Origin of the sequence: Paenibacillus arenosi (assembly GCF_014841135.1) — a bacterium.
GTDB lineage: Bacteria > Bacillota > Bacilli > Paenibacillales > Paenibacillaceae > Paenibacillus_B > Paenibacillus_B arenosi.
The window spans coordinates 32,638-53,377 of record NZ_JACYTN010000028.1 but is presented as its reverse complement, the minus strand read 5'-3'; the positions used below and the strand labels follow the sequence as shown (position 1 = coordinate 53,377).

At 44.5% G+C, this 20,740-nt stretch carries 17 protein-coding genes; all 17 read left to right on the top strand.

Translation table 11 applies throughout. The annotated features are described in order from the left end of the window. Window positions 1–401: 401 nt before the first annotated feature. Window positions 402–800 carry an adenosylmethionine decarboxylase gene (gene speD / locus IFO66_RS21215; RefSeq protein WP_144994118.1) on the top strand — a complete coding sequence of 133 codons (399 nt, stop codon included), beginning with the start codon at window positions 402–404 and terminating at the stop codon, window positions 798–800. Between the two features lie 242 nt (window positions 801–1,042). After that, on the top strand, window positions 1,043–1,771 hold the full coding sequence (locus IFO66_RS21210) for an amino acid ABC transporter ATP-binding protein (protein WP_192027030.1): 729 nt from the start codon (window positions 1,043–1,045) through the stop codon (window positions 1,769–1,771). A gap of 24 nt (window positions 1,772–1,795) precedes the next feature. Beyond that, window positions 1,796–2,614 (top strand): transporter substrate-binding domain-containing protein, encoded by an 819-nt coding sequence (locus IFO66_RS21205; protein ID WP_192027029.1) that lies wholly within the window; start codon window positions 1,796–1,798, stop codon window positions 2,612–2,614. A 41-nt stretch (window positions 2,615–2,655) separates the two neighbouring features. Continuing rightward, a complete protein-coding gene (locus IFO66_RS21200; RefSeq protein ID WP_192027028.1) occupies window positions 2,656–3,297 on the top strand; it encodes an amino acid ABC transporter permease in 642 nt (213 codons plus the stop codon). 19 nt (window positions 3,298–3,316) lie between these two features. Further along, window positions 3,317–3,964, top strand: coding sequence for an amino acid ABC transporter permease (locus IFO66_RS21195; protein WP_192027027.1), 648 nt, complete (start codon window positions 3,317–3,319; stop codon window positions 3,962–3,964). A 411-nt stretch (window positions 3,965–4,375) separates the two neighbouring features. After that, window positions 4,376–5,599, top strand: a complete 1,224-nt coding sequence (locus tag IFO66_RS21190; protein WP_225445958.1) for an S-layer homology domain-containing protein — start codon at window positions 4,376–4,378, stop codon at window positions 5,597–5,599. Between the two features lie 468 nt (window positions 5,600–6,067). After that, complete coding sequence (locus IFO66_RS21185) at window positions 6,068–9,277, top strand: DUF5704 domain-containing protein (RefSeq protein ID WP_337913522.1); 3,210 nt, start codon at window positions 6,068–6,070, stop codon at window positions 9,275–9,277. A 275-nt stretch (window positions 9,278–9,552) separates the two neighbouring features. Continuing rightward, a complete protein-coding gene (locus IFO66_RS21180) occupies window positions 9,553–10,134 on the top strand; it encodes a hypothetical protein (RefSeq protein ID WP_192027026.1) in 582 nt (193 codons plus the stop codon). 152 nt (window positions 10,135–10,286) lie between these two features. After that, complete coding sequence (gene hemA / locus IFO66_RS21175; RefSeq protein ID WP_192027025.1) at window positions 10,287–11,690, top strand: glutamyl-tRNA reductase; 1,404 nt, start codon at window positions 10,287–10,289, stop codon at window positions 11,688–11,690. Between the two features lie 30 nt (window positions 11,691–11,720). Continuing rightward, the gene (locus IFO66_RS21170; protein WP_028595232.1) at window positions 11,721–12,548 is read left to right on the top strand and encodes a cytochrome C assembly family protein; all 828 of its coding nucleotides are present in this window, start codon (window positions 11,721–11,723) and stop codon (window positions 12,546–12,548) included. 3 nt (window positions 12,549–12,551) lie between these two features. Beyond that, window positions 12,552–13,220, top strand: coding sequence for a precorrin-2 dehydrogenase/sirohydrochlorin ferrochelatase family protein (locus IFO66_RS21165; RefSeq protein WP_192027024.1), 669 nt, complete (start codon window positions 12,552–12,554; stop codon window positions 13,218–13,220). Window positions 13,221–13,225: 5 nt separating this feature from the next. Beyond that, window positions 13,226–14,155, top strand: coding sequence for a hydroxymethylbilane synthase (hemC, locus tag IFO66_RS21160; RefSeq protein WP_192027023.1), 930 nt, complete (start codon window positions 13,226–13,228; stop codon window positions 14,153–14,155). 5 nt (window positions 14,156–14,160) lie between these two features. Continuing rightward, a complete protein-coding gene (cobA, locus tag IFO66_RS21155; RefSeq protein ID WP_192027022.1) occupies window positions 14,161–15,744 on the top strand; it encodes a uroporphyrinogen-III C-methyltransferase in 1,584 nt (527 codons plus the stop codon). Between the two features lie 74 nt (window positions 15,745–15,818). After that, the gene (gene hemB, locus IFO66_RS21150) at window positions 15,819–16,817 is read left to right on the top strand and encodes a porphobilinogen synthase (protein ID WP_192027021.1); all 999 of its coding nucleotides are present in this window, start codon (window positions 15,819–15,821) and stop codon (window positions 16,815–16,817) included. A 19-nt stretch (window positions 16,818–16,836) separates the two neighbouring features. Further along, window positions 16,837–18,144 (top strand): glutamate-1-semialdehyde 2,1-aminomutase, encoded by a 1,308-nt coding sequence (hemL, locus tag IFO66_RS21145; protein WP_192027020.1) that lies wholly within the window; start codon window positions 16,837–16,839, stop codon window positions 18,142–18,144. An 11-nt stretch (window positions 18,145–18,155) separates the two neighbouring features. Then, window positions 18,156–19,043, top strand: coding sequence for an RluA family pseudouridine synthase (locus tag IFO66_RS21140; RefSeq protein ID WP_192027019.1), 888 nt, complete (start codon window positions 18,156–18,158; stop codon window positions 19,041–19,043). A 58-nt stretch (window positions 19,044–19,101) separates the two neighbouring features. Further along, on the top strand, window positions 19,102–20,625 hold the full coding sequence (locus IFO66_RS21135) for a LysM peptidoglycan-binding domain-containing protein (RefSeq protein WP_337913518.1): 1,524 nt from the start codon (window positions 19,102–19,104) through the stop codon (window positions 20,623–20,625). Window positions 20,626–20,740 lie beyond the last annotated feature (115 nt).

Below are 20,740 nucleotides of genomic sequence, written 5' to 3'. Positions count from 1 at the left end.
GGCTGAGAAGTTTACTTACTCGTTATGTAGAACTTTGTTAACCTTTTGGAACCGCCGTATGCGGACCCGCATGTACGGTGGTGTGAGAGGACGGGGGCTAGGCGCCCCCTCCTACTCGATTATAATACGAATACAGCTTTATGGCATCCGAATAATAACGCAATTTCGAAGAAAAATAGTTCGGGAATAAAGAAGTTTGGGATTTCTTGAAAAAAGGGCTTGCAATAATGTTCGCAAGATGTTATTTTTAATCTCGTTGAAAACATATATAGGAACCAGGATTCACTCAGGACATTGTATGTTGCGAGAGATGCATTCCCTCGGGAAGTGAATGACGTAGGTCCTAGCGGATGAAAATTGTTTCAAAAAACATTTTATTCCTAGGAAGGGGGAAACGAAAGATGGAATATTCAACTTTCGGAAGACACGTTGCTGTTGACACATGGGGGGTAGACTTTGATTTACTCAACAATGCTGATTACCTCCAAACTCAGTTGGTAGAAGCTGCTGAAGCTTGTGGGGCTACGGTATTATCTGTACAATCCAAGCAATTTGAACCACAAGGAGCGACGGTGCTCGTCTTGTTGTCGGAAAGTCATCTTTCCATCCACACTTATCCAGAGCGTGGATTTGCTGCTATTGATTGTTACACATGTGGGGAGACGGTTGATCCGCAACTCGCAATTGATTACCTGGTATCCGTGCTTAAGCCGGAGAAGACGTTTGCGAAGAAGATTATTCGTGGACTTGGTGAACTTGAAGTAATGACACCGGATATGCAAGTAAAGGAACTTGTATAATACGGTACAAGTGAATGTTTAATATGTGATTAAACTTATAATTAGCTTAGCATATCAATCCATCGGGGGTTTCCCTGGTGGATTTTTTATTTTTAACAGGTGAGCATTACGTATATAGTAAGGAGTATTTTTTGATATCCTGCGTTGTTACATGAGATTTGTGTTAATAAATGAAGGACACGTCCATACACATAGTAATAGTGCTCTGTGTCTATATCTTGAGTGAAGGCAGGTGAATCTTATTGATCGGCTTTGAGCAGGTGAATAAACACTATGGTTCCTTTCATGTTCTAAAAGATATTAATCTCCACATTGAGATGGGAGAGGTAGTTGTTGTTATCGGACCATCCGGTTCAGGTAAGAGTACACTTCTCCGCTGTATCAATCGTCTAGAAGAAATTTCATCAGGTCAACTAATCGTTAACGGTTACCAAGTCCACGATAGTAAACTCCCGCTTAATCATTTTCGTAAACATATCGGCATCGTATTCCAGCATTTTAATTTGTACCCGCATATGAAAGTTATTGACAACATTACATTGGCCCCGATTCGTGTGCTTGGTTTGCCAGAGCATGAAGCAAAGAAGAGAGCTCTTGCTTATTTGGAGAGAGTGGGTATCGCGGATAAAGCAGAGGCGTATCCTGCTCAACTGTCTGGAGGGCAGCAGCAGCGAGTAGCGATTGCTCGAGGGTTGGCTATGAATCCAGCCATAATGTTGTTTGATGAGCCCACCTCTGCGCTGGATCCTGAAATGATTGGTGAGGTGCTGGATGTTATGAGATCGCTTGCAAAAGAAGGTATGACGATGGTTATCGTCTCTCATGAGATGGGATTCGCCCGTGAGGTTGCAGATCGAATTGTATTTATGGACCAAGGACAAATTGTAGAGGAAGCAGCGGTAGCCGATTTTTTTGTACAGCCTAAAGAAGAACGTGCACGCGTATTTCTTAGTCGCTTGTTGCATCATTAATCGAACATAACCAGGGGGGATTGTATGTACAAGAAGGGTACATTCAAATGGAAAAGCTTAATGGTGGTTGCTTGTGTCGGATTGCTGCTGTTCCTTACCGCATGTGGTGGGGGAAGTACGAATAAGTCAGCCGTAGAGACGTCTAAGGAGCGCGATAAGCTCATTATTGGTGTGAAGTTCGATACGAATTTATTTGGATTGAAAGATCCGGGTACTGGTGAAGTGCGTGGATTTGATGTGGATATCGCAAAGGCAATCGCGAAAAAGCTGCTTGGTGATGAAAATAAGCTGGAGTTGAAGGAAGTCACGTCTAAGACGAGAATTCCAATGCTGAAAAATGGAGATATCGATGCGATTATTGCGACGATGACGATTACAGAGGAGCGAAAGCAGCAGGTGGACTTTACGGACGTGTATTTTGAAGCGGGACAATCATTGCTGGTGAAAAAAGGCAGCTCGGTACGTTCCATTGAAGATTTGAAATCAGGTGTGAAGGTGCTCGCGGTTAAAGGCTCGACCTCTGCCAAAAATGTTAAAGAAAAGGCGCCTGACGCAGAAGTGTTGGAATTCGAAAATTATCAGGAGGCATTTACGGCGCTGAAGTCTGGTAAGGGTGAAGCGTTAACGACTGACAATGCGATTTTGTTAGGCATGATGCAGCAGGATGCTAATTTTGAAATGGTAGGCGGTAACTTTACGGACGAACCGTATGGGATAGCCGTACGCAAGGGGGATGAGCAGCTTGTGAAGCTCATTAATGATTTGATCAAGGAAATGAAGGCGAATGGCGAGTATGACAAGTTGTACGAACAATGGATGGGACAGAAGCCGTCTGCTAAGTAGAGTGTTGCTCTATAAATGAAGCCAAGGAAGGAGGCGGTCAGATGATTTCCTTGCTCATAGATCATGGAGATCGATATATAGAGGGATTTCTAAATACACTAACGATTAGCGTTCTTGCGCTAATGGGCAGTTTTGTTCTAGGTACGGTACTCGCTGTGATGCGGATTGCCTCGATTCGACCGCTGCGGTGGGTAGGGACGGCCTACGTAGAGTTTATCCGTAATATTCCTTTGCTGCTTGTTGTGGCTATCTTTTATCATGGCCTGGCTTTTCTCGGGCTAAGTGGTTTTGTTGCTGGGGGCATAGGACTTACCATTTATACGTCAGCTTATATTGCAGATGCGATACGTGCAGGCATTCAGTCTATCCCGCAAGGGCAAATCGAAGCTGCAAGGTGCTCAGGTTTATCTTACTTACAAGCGATGCGATTTATCGTACTGCCTCAAGCCATCAAAATCGTGATACCACCACTTGGTAATCAGTTTCTTAATTTGATTAAAAATTCCGCTATTTTAGGTGTATATGCAGGTGCGGATTTGATGTACTTTGGTGATCAGATTAATTCGGACACGTTTGATACGTTCAATGTGTACCTACTAGTCGGTGTGTTCTACTTGCTGCTAACCGTTCCAACCAGCTTTGCTGTTCGGGCGTTGGAGCGACGAATGGCGCGAACTGGCTAAGGAAGGAGGTTGGTTGGGGATGGATTTTATCGGGGCTTATTCATATGACAATGTGATGTACTTGCTGCAGGGATTAGGTGTCTCGATAGCAGTTGCTGCAGCGGCGATTGTACTGAGCTTTATTTTAGCTTGTCTGCTCGCTATTATTCGATATGCACGTATTCCTGTTCTTTCTCCAATTATCGCTGTGTGTGTAGAAACGATCCGCAACTTGCCCTTGCTGCTTATTATTTTCTTTGTGTATTTCGCCTTGCCTGAGGTGGGGATTAAAATGAGTGTGTTTACCTCAGCTATCGTGGCTTTGACGATATTTGAAGCGGCGATGATATCAGAAATTGTGCGAGCGGGTTTGTTGTCGATAGATAAAGGGCAGATTGAAGCAGCACGATCCAGTGGCTTATCCTATATTCAGACGCTTCGTTTTATCTCTCTTCCGCAAGCGCTGCGGCGTATGGTGCCGCCTATTGTAGGACAGTTTATTTCTCTTATTAAAGATACATCGTTGACTGTTATTATTTCACTACCGGAGCTGATGCATAGTGCAAAAGTGGTTAGTGGACAAAACTTCAACTATGTCGTTCCGATTTATTTGTTAGCGGCTGTATTCTACTTTATTATTAATTTTACAATATCAAGTGTAGCGAAGCGTATTGAGGTACGGGTTTAAAAGGAGCTGTTAATTTTTGTCTTGTAAATAATGGATAGGAGCGTATAATGTAAATAAATTGATACAAGTGGACGGCAGGCAGTCGGACGTTAACCTTCTATAGGGGCGTCCGGCTGTTTTTGTTCTATAGGGCTTAAGTCTCGGTTAATGAGAGCCGATATAAGTATTAATCGCCTATATATTCCCTTTTTTACTTCCTTCAATCAGTCTTCTAAGAATTACTTCTCTTTTGTCTACTTAATACATGCAAGTGTACGTTCTTGATATGGGTACACTCTTTCCAGTAGCAATGTTTATGTTTCCATGCACATCTTACTTGCATTGTATCTCTGTTTCATATCTCAAGTTTCATATCTCAACTAATTTCACTAAATTGAGAATTAATCGAACATTGATGAGGAGGATTTATTTATGATGAACAAGCGATCGCTTGCTGCAATTACGACGCTGACCGTCGTTATAGGCGGTAGTGTACCAGTAAGTTTGATGTCTGCTGATGCTGTTTCTGCTGCCGAACACCAACTAACTGTAAATCAAGGGAAAGCGACTGTGTCGGATAATAATAAAAAATTTACAGACACAGGTGGGCATTGGGCAGAAGGGGCCATATATGAGGCGGTGAAGAGAGGTTATGTAACTGGGTATCCTACCGGAAAGTTTTTACCTAATCATAAGGTGACTCGTGCGGAGTTTGTGAAAATGGCGGTTTCTGCGTTGAATCTTCCCGTTGAATCTTCCTCAAATGACTCGTGGTATGTGAAGTATGTAGATGCTGCCATGTCGTCGGGGATTTTTGCAAATGGCGATTTTGCAGATGCAGATTGGAATAAGCCATTAACGCGCGAAGAAATGGCGAAGGTGGCGGTAAGGGCCCTTGGAAGTGTGACTAAGGTGGAAGAGAATCAATGGATGTACCTTGCTACGAAGAATGGGATTATTGCCGGGACAAGCTCAGGAGAGATTTCACCTAATGGAGCTACAACTCGTGCTCAAGCGATCTCTGTCATTGAAAGAATGCTTAAGGTGAAGAACGGTGAGAAGCTCCCTGCTGACAAATATGCAGTTGCAGCAGCTGAGGTGCTTTGGCATAAGACGAATATTTTTACGGTGGCTCCTGAGATTTTTAATGGGCCGGATAATAAAAAAAATACCGGTATCAATTCGTGGAAGGCTTCTAGACTTCAATTTGAGGGGAAAGACGGGACGATTGTTCAAATAGATGAATTAATAGCAATAGATTGGAATGATTTAAAGGATCCTAATCGAGAACTACTACCTACAACTGATAAACTTCTTTATAGATCGAATAATGGATGGGTGAAGTTTAATAGCAAGCTTAAGGGCTACGTGTTGGTATGCAAGGCACGCATTTTAGTTAATAAAAACCCAAAGGGCTATCCCATTGATGATCGTGTAAATTTATTAATTAGTGGTTATAACGGTACTTCAACAGACAGCAGTTTAATTATGCCAACAGTAATTCAGTCTATTGATCCAAATAAAAAAATTTACGGTCTTGTAATTCCGAAGGAGAAGTTTAGTACAGAAGGATTTATAAAGTTGTATGTAGAGACCATATCTGCAGGTGCACCAATAATCAGTCAGGATCTTGCCACTTCTATTCTTGTGAAGTAAGGAGTGTATTACTTGAAAATTAATAGGTATTTTTGGATGGTGCTAGTACTTATTATTGTGTTAAACCTTCTGGTACCTGTACGAAATATAACTTTAGCCGCTGGAGACATAATAAAAGATATACCTTATGAAATGGAAAAGGATTTCGATGATTATGTTTATGGAGGTTATTTATTTTCTGACAAAACAAAATTAACAACAAAACCTATTACAATTAATGCGCCGTCAGGCAAAGTAATAAAAAAACTTGAGTGGATAGAAAAATCAACCAATAAACCTATTCGGTCATTTGATGGTTTTACAACGGGAAAGACTGAATGGAAAAATAAATCTGATGTACTATATGGAAGCAAAACTAGGGTTCGTTCGTCAAATAATTCGAATTATGGTGGAGTGTATTACTGGGATAGGTGGTCAATTTTTGACACTAGAAATTGGCATGGAAAGCATTGGAGAGCTGGTGGGGGTGTGGTTACTAAAACAGACAGTAGGGGCTGTGATACATCAGCAAAAACTGAAAATGTGCAAGGTAACCCTCTTCCGAGATATCCAAACTGTACTGATGATGGACTTGCTTCAAAAATTCCTCGTAGTGAAGGTTTTTATGTTGTTGATACAAATTCCCCATTTTTTGATCGGTGGATCCAAGATGGAGGGATTTCTAAAGAAGAAGTTGAAGCGACTAATGTGCGAGTAGATCGTAATTCTCTTATTGTTAGTGGTAGTGTTTCTACGGATGAAGGTTATGCAGATGCAAGCACTCTGCCAAAGGAGGGAGCGATTGCAAATGTAACAGATTTAAATTTAATAACTATTAATTTCAGCCAGACATTTAGTAACGATGACTACAGGCATTACTGGGCTAATCCTGGGGCGAAGCAAGTATTTTATTTTAATAAATTTATTGTAGATTTCACTTCTTTTACTTATGTATACAAAGACAAAATTCTTCGAGCAACCTTTGCCGATGGCACTTCCGGATTAGAAATTACCGGTTCGTCTTGTGTTGCTCCTTCAAGCACGACGCAACTCACTGCGAAACTAACAAAAATAGATGGAAGTACATATAACTTGCAGCGTCATGACAAGTTAACTTGGAGAAGCTCGGATGACAGTATCGTTCGTGTAAATTCTTCAGGCGTAGTTACAGCCGTTGCCTCCACAGGACAGGCAACCATAACTGCTCATTTCAAAGACACGAGTCAAGCTTTGGATGAATCGGACAATGCTACTATACAAGTGGGGACAGGCACTTCTTGCACCAATCCAGACCCAGGCATACCAGGCGGTGGAAACGGTAGTTCGGGTGTTTGTACGATAAGTATTAATACTCCTAGTAAAGGTGCTGTAACAGCTCACACGGTTATGGACCCGATTGCAACGGGATTGGTTAAAGCAGACAATAGAGATTCTGAAAAGTTCAATGTGCTAGATGGAATTCCGACTTCCGAGTCATTGTTTGTAAATGTATTTGGACTGAACTACTTGTTCCAAAATAAGTGGGCCAATATGACGGGGGAAGTAACGTATACGGTTCCAGTGAAGAAGAAATATATTTTAACATGGACAATTCCGGGCAAGCCAGGCACGAAAACGACACCTCCTATACCTCCGGTCCCTAGACAACGGGAAGTTCCTGTAACGGAAAATATCACAGTTAAACGAAGCTATTCTTATTGGCAAATTGATAATCTAGAAGTTTATAAATTAGCTAGAACAACTATCAACAACTATGCTTTGCCAAATGAGTCCGTTACATTGAATCCAACTGGGTATACAGCACCTAATGTAAACTCGGATCATAGTGAGCGTGTTAACGATCATGTACAGCCATTTGCTTGTAAAGGTCAAGATTTAGGAATAGAAACGGTTCCTGGTGGAGATTCTGAGCCATCTGTGCCTAATGAAACCTCCTTATTTACATCGACAGCAGAATCACATGTAGGAGAGAATAAAGTTAAAAATGACCATGTAGTTTTTAATGGAAATACAATTATGAGCAATAATTGGGTTGATCGGACGGCTCCAGCACCTGGTATTATTCCATCTCCAACTACCATTCATCGTGATGTGTTGTATGGCAGGAACTATAGGGTACAAAGTACGCTTTTGAATAAGGCGAATACACCTAGCATAGGGACTATTTTTTACGAGCTGATTCCGAACAATATTAAAGGCGGTGCCAACAAGACGTATCCCGTCCATGGTCTCAATCCAGTAACGGTTCATACTCCTACTATAAATTACGCCAACGCAACCGATGACGCAGCACATAACCAAAAAACTAGGCCGAACCACAATAGGATAGCATTTATTCTCGACAGGCCATTCACTATACATATACCAACATTCGGGCAGCATCGCAACATTTTAGGTTATGGCAACCGTGACTATGCTAAATACATAAAAGAAAAACAAGTTAGATTCGAGTTTGATCTATATAGTGCGGATAGGTCCACTTTTTATCCGAGGAATACTTGGATTAGCATTCCGGTAGGGGATGTTGAGACAACGTTTTACTTACCGGTATGGGTAGAGGAGGGGGACTATACGATCCATTTCAGATCGTTTGCCGAAAATGCTCCTTCCGATTCGCTTACCCAGCAGGATGCCAACTTTGATCTCAGCAACTATGTTGCGACAGATACGGTCCCAGTGGAAGTCATTGGACGCGTGTATGATTTCCGCATTACTGATATTGTGGATATGAATTGGGAGCTTGCTTTCCGGCAACAAAAAAAGAGTAAGGAGCATACAGGTCGCTATTATTGGGTGGGGACGCGTAATATTGATGGATACGTAAGAGGGAATGAATCACGTTATACGCTGCCGATCAAGCGAGGGAGCCATCCGAATGATGGATTCAAAAATGTAACCGTCAAGCCAGGCTATCATTTTAAGTTTGATCTCAAGACGAAGGGCAATATGTTTGGGCCTAACGATTCCATTCGCATTACACCAACGTTTGAGTTCGTGAGTCGTGATGGCAAGCGTCGTCAAGATGTGGATTTGTATTACCACGCGCCAGATCGAAATTTTGTAAGGGTCGGCTCTTCATTTGATACGATTGAGCGGGAGATTACTTTGAATGAAAGGCTCCGCAATCTTCATCCGCTGCAAATCGAACAGACGGGACGTACCTTTTATCAAATATATCGTCATCAGCTTTCTCAAAGTGAGCAGGTGTTTATGCAGCAATGGCTAAGGCAGGCCGATCGTCCAACGAAGACAGGTGGGTTTAGTCATATGAAGATACCAGGAGAGCTTCGCTTATTCCGAGGGCCGACTCAGTTGCCGAATGGTGTAAATTCATATAGGGCCTATGCTGCTGAACAACAATGGTATGGAGAATTTGGCATTCCATCGAAAGTATACATTGTACAGAAAGGATTCCCACTGCACCGACAATTTTCGTTTAGAGAAGATGCTTCATTTTTCTTGAAAGACGGCTATATTGTTGTAAATTTCAATGTGGAAACCATTCGTGAAGGACGGATGAATGACCCGCATCTGCAGTACATACATGCTCCATTATCGAATCAATGGCGGCGGGAAGGTTTCGTGCATAGCGTCACTGATCCATATGGTGCCACATTCCATCTAAAGGATGGCGATATTCTATTCTACGACGCGGCTCAGTCCTCGCGTGATGATTATCGTGTCAGGGGGACTCACTAATATTGCGGGGAAATGCGTTCGTCTATAGTATGAAAATAGTTTAGTTGAAGTATATGTGGACGAGTAAAATTGCTAAGGGACTGTTGGATTTAGGGAGGGGCCTCCCTCTAACCAGCAGCCCCTTTTGTTTATAATCGTTATACTTTTATGCTAGGCAGCGCCTGTTAACTGTCACTCTTGAGTAAGCTGCATACAATAGCAGAATGTGCATATATAGGAACGTGTACATGCGTTATAGCATGTGCATGGATATATGCATATAAGGAGATGATGGCGTGAGAGTTCGAAGTCGTGGCAGGGGACGACGTTCACCGTTAATCGGAGTTGTATTATTGTTTATGCTGATCGTATGGCCATCTTATCAAATTTATAATTTACTGCATGCAAATGAAAAATCAGTAGCAACTGAGCGTCTGTTGTTTGAAGCTGCGTATTTAAATGTGCAGATGCTGGAAGGGGCCATGAGAGAGGCTCAAGCTTCCTTGACGGCATCGGGGTGGAATGAGTGGAAGACGAATGCGTACGCTGCCCAGTATGTACATGAACGGTTACGACAAGCCATTGGGGAGGATCGTGTGCCAGAACTTATTGTCTTCGAAAAAATGGTGGATTTGATCACCGTCGTTCAAATTAATGGAGATCGTCAATTGAAGGAAAGCGAGCGGAAACAAATTGCAGCTGCAGCTGCAGCCATGCCAACATTTGTAGAGCGTTATGGTCAATTTATGACAGAGCAAGGGAAGGTGCTGTCATCTAAAGCGGAAGAATTGGAAACATTAGCGTCACAAATATTTTTGGAAGCATCAGAATCAGACACAGAAATGTCGAACCAAGAACCAGATAAAGGGCATGAATAGCAGGTATAGGGTAAAGATTGTCGTGGAAACGTAAACAATGGAATCATTTTCAAACATTCTTCATATTTAGCGATATAGTTAGGCAGGAACTATGCTATAATCATTATGATTTCAACTATGTTCTAAATACGTGTAAAGCAGGTGAATACCCCATGCATCTTGTTGTCGTCGGAATGAACTACCGAACGGCGCCTGTCGAAATTCGAGAGAAATTCGCGATACCGGAGTCACAATTACAAGAGGCTGTTCAACAGCTCAGATATACGAAGAGTGTTCTGGAATGTGTAGTTGTATCCACGTGCAACCGTATGGAGATGTATGTTGTGGTGGATCGGCTTCATATGTGCGGTCATTTTATCCGCAGTTTCATGGAGCAGTGGTTTGGATTACCTAGACAGCAATTTACGCCTTATTTATATATATATGAAGATGATCAGGCTGTGGAGCATTTGTTCCGTGTTACGTCTGGACTTGATTCTATGATCGTAGGAGAGACTCAGATCCTCGGTCAAGTTAAGCATGCATTCTTGTTTGCGCAGGAGCAAGGTACAACCGGAACATGCTTCAATTACTTGTTCAAGCAGGCGATAACATTCGCTAAACGCGTCCAGTCTGAGACGAATATAAACGACAATGTTGTGTCGGTTAGCTATGCAGCTGTAGAGCTTGGCAAACGTATATATGGCTCCTTCAAGGGGAAAAATGTACTAATTGTCGGGGCAGGGGAAATGAGTGAGCTGACGGCGAAGCATTTGCATAGCAACGGCGCTGCTCTCGTTATGGTTGCCAACCGAACGAGAGAGCGGGCGGAAGAACTAGCAGGGCAATTTAATGGTACTGCTGGCACACTTCAAGATATGGATCGCTTCCTATTGGATGCTGATGTTGTCATCAGTTCAACAGGGGCTGCAGGATATGTTTTGAATGCTTCTGATGTTGAGAAAGTACTTAAACAGCGTCGTTCACGACCATTGTTCTTAATCGATATAGCCGTGCCAAGGGATCTTGATCCTGCAATCAGTGACTTACCGAACGTGTTCTTATATGACATTGATGACTTGGAAGGTATTGTTCAGAGCAATATGGAGATACGTAAGCGTGAAGGCGAGAAGATAGAATCACTTATTGTAGCTGAGATGGATCAATACCATCAGTGGCAGAAGATGCTTGGTGTTACTCCACTTATTCGCTCACTGCAATCCAAAGCAGAGAAGATTCATCAGGAGACATTGGACAGCATGTTCAATAAGCTGCCTGAATTGTCTGAACATGAAGCCAAAGTGATTCGTCGTCTCACGAAGAGTATGCTTAATCAAATGATGCATGATCCGATTCTTCAGATCAAAGAGCTTGCTGCGCAGAAGAAGAGTGAGGAAGCATTACAGTTATTTACCCAGCTGTTTGCTCTCGAAGACAATGTGTCGAGCTCAGATAAAGAACCGAGCACTTCTTCTTCAGTTAAATCATTGAATCGCAATCGTACGGATCAGCGTGAATCTGCAGATGATCCTGAGCGTGTCACATCTGGATTGTCATGGGCAGCCGTCACATGGTAAGCGACGGAAGACGGGGGGCGACAGGCTGCAATGATTACAAGTAATTGGATTTACGATGCGATCATTTACACATATGCCCTGAGCCTTCTGTTTTATTTCTCTGACTTCGTTGATATTAATCGGAGAGCGAAGCGGATGGGCACAGGGCTTCTTATATTTGTTTGGGTGCTACAAACGATATTTCTTGTGATTCGGATGATTAACCATCGGGATGTACCGATATTTACAACCTTTGAATTTATGTTTTTATTTTCATGGATACTCGTTACCGCTTCATTAGTTATCAGTCGATTTTTTCATATTGAATTTATCGTCTTCTTCGTAAACTTAATTGGCTTTGCTTTGCTTATTGTTAACATGCTGAATGATCCTACATCTTCTACTGCTTTATTGGAGTGGGAAATGATGGGGAATATATTATCGCTGCATATCTTTTTAGCGGCATGTGGCTTTGCGGCACTAACGGTAAGCGGAATTTATGCGGGAATGTACATATTCCTTCATCATCGACTCAAGTCTCGCAAATGGTCGAATGCGGTTCGACGACTGCCTAGCTTGGAGCGAATGCAGCGTTCATCGTTAACCGCATCTGTCATCGGTGTACCACTATTTCTATTATCTCTTTCCGTAGCGGTAGTGTCAGTGATGTTGGGTGAGCGGCATGAGCTTCTCCTTGATATTAAAGTATGGTTTACACTATTCTCACTTGGATTGTACAGCTATTATTTCTATAAGCGTCACAGAGGCAAAATGACTGGGCTTCACATTGCTTGGTTGAATCTTATTTGCTACGGTACGATGTTGTTGAATTACGCACTGAATAGCTTGTCAGGATTTCATCGCTGGATGGGAGTGTGACAGATGGGCCAGCCGCTTGAGTACCCGCAATATGCAATTATGTTAAACATGAAAGAGAAACGTAGTGTCGTCATTGGAGGCGGCATCGTTGCGACGCGTAAGGTGAAGCAGTTGCTGGATAGCGGCGCCGAAGTTATGGTTGTCAGCCCTAAGCTGACGCCAGCACTTCGGCGTTTGTTGCAAGAAGGGACGATTTGTGTGCAGTTGCGGGACTATGATCGTGTAGATTTGCAGGATGCCATGCTTGTATTTGCCGCAACTGATGATCAAAATGTGAATTTGCAAATTGCAGAGGATGCGCGAGCAATTCGTGGACTAGTTAACGTTGCTCATGCTCCTCATCTATCCGATTTTACGAATCCAGGTGTTCTTAGATATGGTCCTATTCAGATAAATGTATCCACAGGTGGAGCGAGCCCGACTTTAACAAGGCATATTGTCGACAAAGTTGATCGTATCATTGATGATCGTCTTGGCATACTTGCTGAGTGCTTGCTTGAGTCAAGATTGGCAGCACAGCGCACAATTGACGACGAGACCTTTCGTCATGAAATGTTAAGACGATTTGGAGATGTATGTTGGGAAGCGTGGGAGCAAGAGCAGCCTTTTCCAGAATGGGAGACTTGGTTTCATGAGACATTTCCGCTGCTAACGGCATGCGAGGAGGAATAAACGATATGAGAGTAATTAGAGTAGGCACAAGACAAAGCGCATTGGCACTTACACAGACAGGACATGTCATATCGGCATTGGAACGGATTTGCCGAGAAGAAGGGCTTCCTTACACATTTGAGACACATAAGATCGTTACTAAAGGCGATCAAATTCTCGACGTTACACTATCCAAAGTTGGCGGTAAAGGCTTGTTCGTTAAGGAGATTGAGCAGGCGCTATTTGATGATCATATAGATATGGCTGTACATAGTATGAAAGATATGCCATATGCACTGCCTGAAGGGCTTTGTATCGGTGCGGTGCCGCAACGGGAGGACCCGAGAGATTGCCTTATTATGAAAGAAGGGACAAGCTTAGCTGACTTGCCGAAAGGGGCGAAAGTGGGTACGAGTAGTTTGCGTCGTTCCTGCCAGCTGCAAGCGAACCGTCCTGATTTGAACATCGAGTCTTTGCGAGGCAATATTGATACGCGACTGAAGAAGTTGGAAAGTGAAGGCTTCGATGCGATCGTGTTAGCAGCAGCAGGACTGCATCGGATGGAGTGGCAATCCAAAATTACGGCTTATTTACCGACGGACGTATGTATACCAGCTGTTGGACAAGGGGCGCTTGCTATCGAGTGCCGTAGTGAAGATGAAGATTTGCTGCGGCTATTGCGCCATTATCATTGTGAGGATACGTCGATCACGGTTCGCGCAGAACGAGCATTTCTAGGTAGGCTAAATGGAGGGTGCCAAGTTCCTATCGGAGCTTATGCGACTCAAGATGATACAGGAGTACTTACGCTGGTCGGACTCGTTGGAACACCTGACGGAGAAATGATGTTGAGCGATACGTTGACAGGGACGGACGCTGAGGCGTTGGGTGTTGCTGTCGCTGAGCGTTTATTAGAACGAGGAGCTGAACCAATACTGGCACGTTGGAAAGGTTGATCACTGTGGGAGAGCACGGGAAACGTAGCGGGAAAGTGTACTTAGTAGGTGCAGGGCCAGGAGATGCAGGATTAATTACGGTCAAAGGGATGCGTTGCCTGCAAGAAGCGGATGTTATCGTATATGATCGTTTGGCTAGTCCACGCTTGCTTCATATGAGCAGACACGATGCACGTCGAATTTATGTAGGTAAGCTGCCTGATCGACATGCGATGAAGCAGCCTGAAATCAACCAACTGCTCGTAACACTGGCGCAAGAAGGGCTTAATGTGTGTCGACTTAAGGGTGGGGATCCTTGTGTATTCGGACGCGCGGCAGAAGAGGCTGCGCTGTTGAAAGTACATGGTATTTCGTATGAAGTCGTTCCAGGTGTTACTTCTGCTGTAGCCGTTCCTGCCTATGCAGGTATTCCAGTCACACATCGTGACTGGGCATCCTCTTTCTGTGTCATAACAGGGCACGAGACTCCTGATAAACTGGAGGCTCGCGTGGAGTGGGAGAAGCTGTCGGCAGCGGCGGATACACTATTGTTCCTGATGGGTGTTGGCAACATTAGCACGATTGCTGAGCAGCTTATACGATGCGGTCGATCTGGTGATACACCAGTTGCTTTAATACGTTGGGGGACTCGTTCTGAGCAAGCAACGATTGTTGCTACTTTAGCAACAGTGGTTGATGAAGTTGAGCGAACGGGCTTTAGTTCCCCGGCTATCATAGTTGTGGGTGATGTCGTGCGTGTGCGCGAACAAATGGCATGGGTCGAGCAGTTGCCGCTATTCGGACAGCGTATTCTCGTTACTCGTACGCGTGAACAATCCCAATCGTTTGTGCGCATGATTGAAGAAGCAGGAGGGGAGCCTTATGAGCTTCCTGTCATTCAAACGATCATGCCTACTACGGAAGCTGATAACCAATTGATCGAGCAAACGATGACGCGATTGAGTGATTATCAATGGCTCGTGCTTACAAGTGAAAATGGGGTTCGTTTTTGGATGGAGCATATGAAACGTACTCGTACCGATATGCGTCGATTAGCGCATACGCGTATTGTGGCAGTAGGTCCCAAAACGGCAGAAGCGATGTCTGACCTCGGAATCGTACCTGATTTGGTTGCAGAACAGTTTAGCCAAGAAGGCGTGTGGGATGTAATGCAGCCTCTTATCCAAAAAGGGGAGAACGTACTGCTTGCACGCGGGGATTTAGCTAGAACATGGTTAGCAGAGCAGCTTCGAGCAGCTGGGGTTCATACCGTTGAACTGACCACTTACCAGACCATTTTGCCTCAATATGAGGATGCTCATATTTTAGAGATGTTTGAAGAAGGCGGCATACAAATCGTACCTTTTACAAGCGCTTCGACAGTAACGAACTTACTTCAGATGCTGAAGCAGTTGGGCGCTGAAGACCCCGTTCAACTTGTCAACCGTGCCCGTATTGTGTGCATAGGAAATGTGACTGCGGAGACAGCGCGTAATGCTGGTATTCGTGTAGATGCAGTGGCACAGTCCTCTACGACGGATGGAGTGTTAGACACGATTGTATCGCTTGTTAGTGAAGGTTGCCAAGATACGACGACAGTTAGATCGTAATGATTTTATATTCGTTATTTCGTATAGATCTAAGTAAAAAGTGTAGTTTATAAGCATTCAAGGAGGAATACATCATGGCTTATCCTACAGTACGCCTTCGCCGTTTGCGCAAAACGGCAGGCATCCGCAGTCTTGTTCGTGAAACGATATTGACGGTTGATGATTTCATTATGCCGATATTTGTAACGCACGGTGAAGGAATTAAGAGCCCAATTGGATCCATGCCAGGGGTATATCATTTTTCATTGGACAAGCTGGATGAAGAAGTAGATGCAATCGTTGAGCTTGGCTTGAAGTCTGTTATTGTCTTCGGTGTGCCAAGTGAGAAAGATGAAGTCGGCAGTTCGGGATATGATAGCAACGGTATCGTACAACAGGCAATTCGTCGCCTGAAAGCGAGACATCCTGAGCTTGTTGTTATCGCAGATACTTGTTTGTGTCAGTTTACGGATCATGGCCATTGCGGGATGGTGCATGTTCATGAAGTGAACGGACAAATGATTGGAGAAGTAGATAATGATGCTTCTTTGGCTCTACTAGCGAAAACGGCTGTATCTCAAGCTGAAGCTGGGGCGGACATCATTGCTCCTTCTAACATGATGGATGGCTTCGTAACGGCTATTCGTCAAGGCTTGGATGAAGCAGGCTACACGGATGTCCCGATTATGTCTTATTCGGTTAAATATGCATCTGCGTTCTATGGTCCGTTCCGAGATGCTGTTCATTCAACTCCACAGTTCGGAGATCGCAAAACTTATCAAATGGACCCAGCTAACGCGCGCGAAGCTTTGCGTGAAGCGGAGGCTGATGTGGCAGAAGGTGCTGACATGCTGATGGTGAAACCAGCGCTTGCTTACATGGACATTATTCGCACATTGAAAGAGCAATACGACTTACCAGTTGTTGCTTACAACGTGAGTGGCGAATACTCGATGGTGAAGGCTGCGGCACTGCAAGGCTGGATCGATGAGCGTGCTGTCGTATCAGAGATGCTGTTAGGCATGAAGCGTGCAGGAGCGGATCTTATTATTACGTATTTTGCTAAAGATATAGCAGGTTGGTTGAAATCATAATACGACGGGAGTGGACAGTATGACAGTTAATGTGCAACCGCGCCGTGACGAACAATCACGAGCCGTATTTGAACAGTCGAAGCAATATATTCCGGGCGGCGTAAACAGCCCTGTTCGTGCATTCAAGTCAGTTGGACTAACGCCGATGGTGATGGAGCGCGGGGAAGGATCCCGCGTATTTGATATCGACGGAAATTCATTTATTGATTATGTAGGTTCGTGGGGGCCGCTTATTCTTGGTCATGCTCACCCAGAAGTCATTGAGGCCATTCAGCGCACAGCTGCAAAAGGAACGAGTTTCGGGGCGCCGACTGAGCTAGAGCTTCTAATGGCGAAGACAGTATGTGAGCGAGTTCCATCTGTAGATATCGTTCGTATGGTCAACTCCGGAACGGAAGCAACGATGAGTGCCATTCGATTGGCGCGCGGCGTGACGAAGCGCAGCAAAATTGTTAAGTTTGAAGGTTCCTATCATGGGCATGCTGACAGCTTGCTAATTAAGGCAGGCTCTGGTGTTGCGACATTGGGGTTGCCGGATAGCCCTGGTGTTCCTGAAAGTATCGCAGCGAATACGATTACAGTGCCATATAACGATATGGAATCCGTTAAGCTTGCTTTTGAAAAGTTCGGAGAAGAGATTGCCTGCATCATTGTAGAACCTATCGCAGGTAATATGGGGGTAGTTCCTCCGCAGCCAGGTTTCTTGGAAGGCTTGCGCGAGATTACGACGAAGTTTGGCAGCTTGCTTATTTTTGATGAGGTAATGACTGGTTTCCGTGTTCACTATCAATGCGCTCAAGGACGTTTTGGTATTTCGCCTGACTTGACTTGCTTTGGTAAAGTAATTGGTGGAGGGCTGCCTGTAGGTGCGTATGGCGGTCGTAGAGATCTAATGGAGCAAGTTGCACCAGTTGGTCCGATTTATCAGGCGGGTACTTTGAGTGGAAATCCATTGGCAATGGCAGCGGGTTATACGACGTTGTCTTTGCTGACGCCAGACGTATATGAGCAGCTAGAGGCGAAGTCTGCTCGCTTGCAAGCTGGATTAGAACGCAATGCAAAAGAACTTGGCTTGCCAATCGTCATTAATCGTGTTGGATCTATGGTGTGTCCTTTCTTTACTGATCAACCGGTTATTAACTATGACACAGCGAAGCAATCTGATTTGAACATGTTTAATCGCTATTTCGGTGCGTTGCTTGATAGAGGGATAAGTGTAGCTCCTTCTCAATTCGAGGGGATGTTCGTGTCGGCTGTGCATACGGATGAAGATATAGAATACACGATTGAGGCGCAATATGATGCCTTGAAAGCAATCGTTGGATAAGGAAGAAATCGATGCAGCAGTATTGGGCAAGACGCGGTGAATGGCTAGAGATGACACCTGGCCGTTCCTTGATTCGTCAAGAACAACAATTAGAAGACTGGTTGAGGCACACCTTAGGTGTGCCTCAACATTTATTATCTGCTTGGAAGCATTCAGAAGGCTTAAAAGTAGCTGGTGACCGTTTGCGCATGCGTGTATTTGCTGACGAACCATGTGACTACGAAGCTGCTGATGAGCCAGCGGAAATTTTGTATGAGGATGATGCATGCTTAGTCGCCTATAAGCCAGCAGGCATGGCTGTTCATCCGACGACGCCAGAGCAGCATGCTGCTAGACACACACTTGCGCATGCAGTGGCTTGTCATTACGCGTGGACAGGTGTTGAGGCAAGGATTAGGCATATTCATCGATTAGACACCGATACTTCCGGGCCAGTCCTATATGCCAAAACGGCGCTTTCTCATGCAATCTTAGATGAAGCGATGCGGCATAAAGCGATAGATAGGCAGTATGCAGCAGTCGTCCAAGGAAAGGTAGCTTCTTTGCAAGGGACTATTGATGCTCCAATCGGAAAAGACCGTCACCATCGCGGTCGGCGTAGAGTGACAGATAACGGTGATCATGCGGTCACTCATTATGAAGTGGTTAGGTGTACCGATTCGCTAAGTCTTGTTCGTTGTACATTGGAAACAGGACGTACTCATCAAATTCGCGTCCATATGAGTCACATTGGTCATCCGTTGGCAGGTGATGTTTTATATGGAGGTGGAGCGCAGCATATCCGGCGCCAAGCGCTACATGGTGAACTTCTTAGATTCCATCACCCATTTGGTGGCGACTATATTCAAGTTCAAGCTCCTATGCCGTCGGACATGGCGCACTTGTGCCAAAAAATATAGTCATGCTCTTCCCACTCCGCCCATATGATAAAAGTAGGGAACGGAGTCTGACCTGTTCGTGCGTGCCAAGCGTCTCATGCAGCAGATGCGGCATAACAGGACATGGAACGGACGACAGGATCAACCGCGGAAGGAGGAGCAGACTGTGTATGATGAAACGTATGGTTTAAGATTTGATATTTACGAGCGCGTACACTTATCAGATGAAGTTATTGGTATTGATCAGCTCGAAGAGGTGGAGTTGACTCCGCATATTCAAATTATTCCGTCTGGCGAGCAAGTTACCGTAAGAGGGAGCCTGCTGCTATCCGGAGCTTATGTCGGCATAACGGAAAATGAAAACAATCAATCGTTGGAGCATTGGATTCCTGTAGAAATTACGCTCCCGCTCAGTCGTGTTCGCAGCTTGGAGGAAATTCATGTAGACATTGAGCATTTTGATGTGGATCTGCTCTCGACTCGATCATTAAACATTACAGGAGTTCTTTCTCTAAAAGGCATCTATCTAGACAATCAAGAGGTTCCCGCATGGCAGCAGGAACAATTTACAGTTGAATATGAATCAACAAGGAAAGCAAGTGATGAGCCAGAGTGGTTGCGAGATTATGGCCAACCTGCCCAGCAATCTCAACAGGATAATAATCTTACATCAGACATATCTTCCTATAATTACGATGGGGGAATTGCTGCAATCTCGTCGTTCGAGCAAGATTCAGCATCTTCAGCGCCTTCGCCTTATACAGAATCGGTCACATCTGCGGAAAGTCCGTTGCAATATTCGTCACAATGGGTAGATGAAAGCAGCATTAATCCAGCGGCAGCTAACTGGTCGTGGTCAGGACAGGGAGATGGCAATCAAGCGGATAGTTCTGCTGTGCAGCAGCGCGAACAGCCTTCTGAACTGAACCCTGTAACGGGGACGGAATCAACTTGGACATGGGATCAGTCTCCATGGGGAAATACCTCTATAACAACTCAAGATCATGCAGCGAGTCAGTATGAAGCTAACTATGGCATTAATGATGCAGCATATACAGAGGAAGCTGCGAGAGAGCAGGAGTCTGAGCAAGCTGCACTTGAAGAATTAATTGTGTCCAGTGGTAGTGAGCAGTCGGAGTTACATACGAGCTCGCAATTGGACAATGAATTAGAAGAACGAGATCTGGTTGAGACAGAAGAGCAGCTCCACCCTGAGAAAAAAGAGATGAAAGTGGCTATTGGCAGCAGTAGTCCAAGTTCGAATGGAGAAGTATCGCAAGGTTTAGGATTCAGCACGCTGCTGCATTCGAGCAAGCAAGCGCGTGATAAAGAACGAGAAGTAGAAGAGCGTCAAGCCAAGGAAGAGGCTGCTCAGTTGGCGCAGAAAACATCGGGTGACGATGTACACTGGCAGTCGTTGTTTTTGAACCAATTGCATGAGGAATCCAGTTTCCGTAAAGTACGTTTATGTATTGTACAGCGACAGGATACGTTAGATTCCATCGCCGAGCGTTATCAGCTGAATGCTAGAGAGATCGCACTGTACAATCGACTTCCTGAAGCAATCGTGACGGAAGGTCAAGTTATTTATATACCATCCTAATCGCTGTACATGGACTTATGCACGAGTCGGCGCAGATTATAATCTGCACGATATGAACATAAAAAAGCCTCCAATCACTCATGGGATTAACCCATGAAGTGGATGGAGGCTTTTT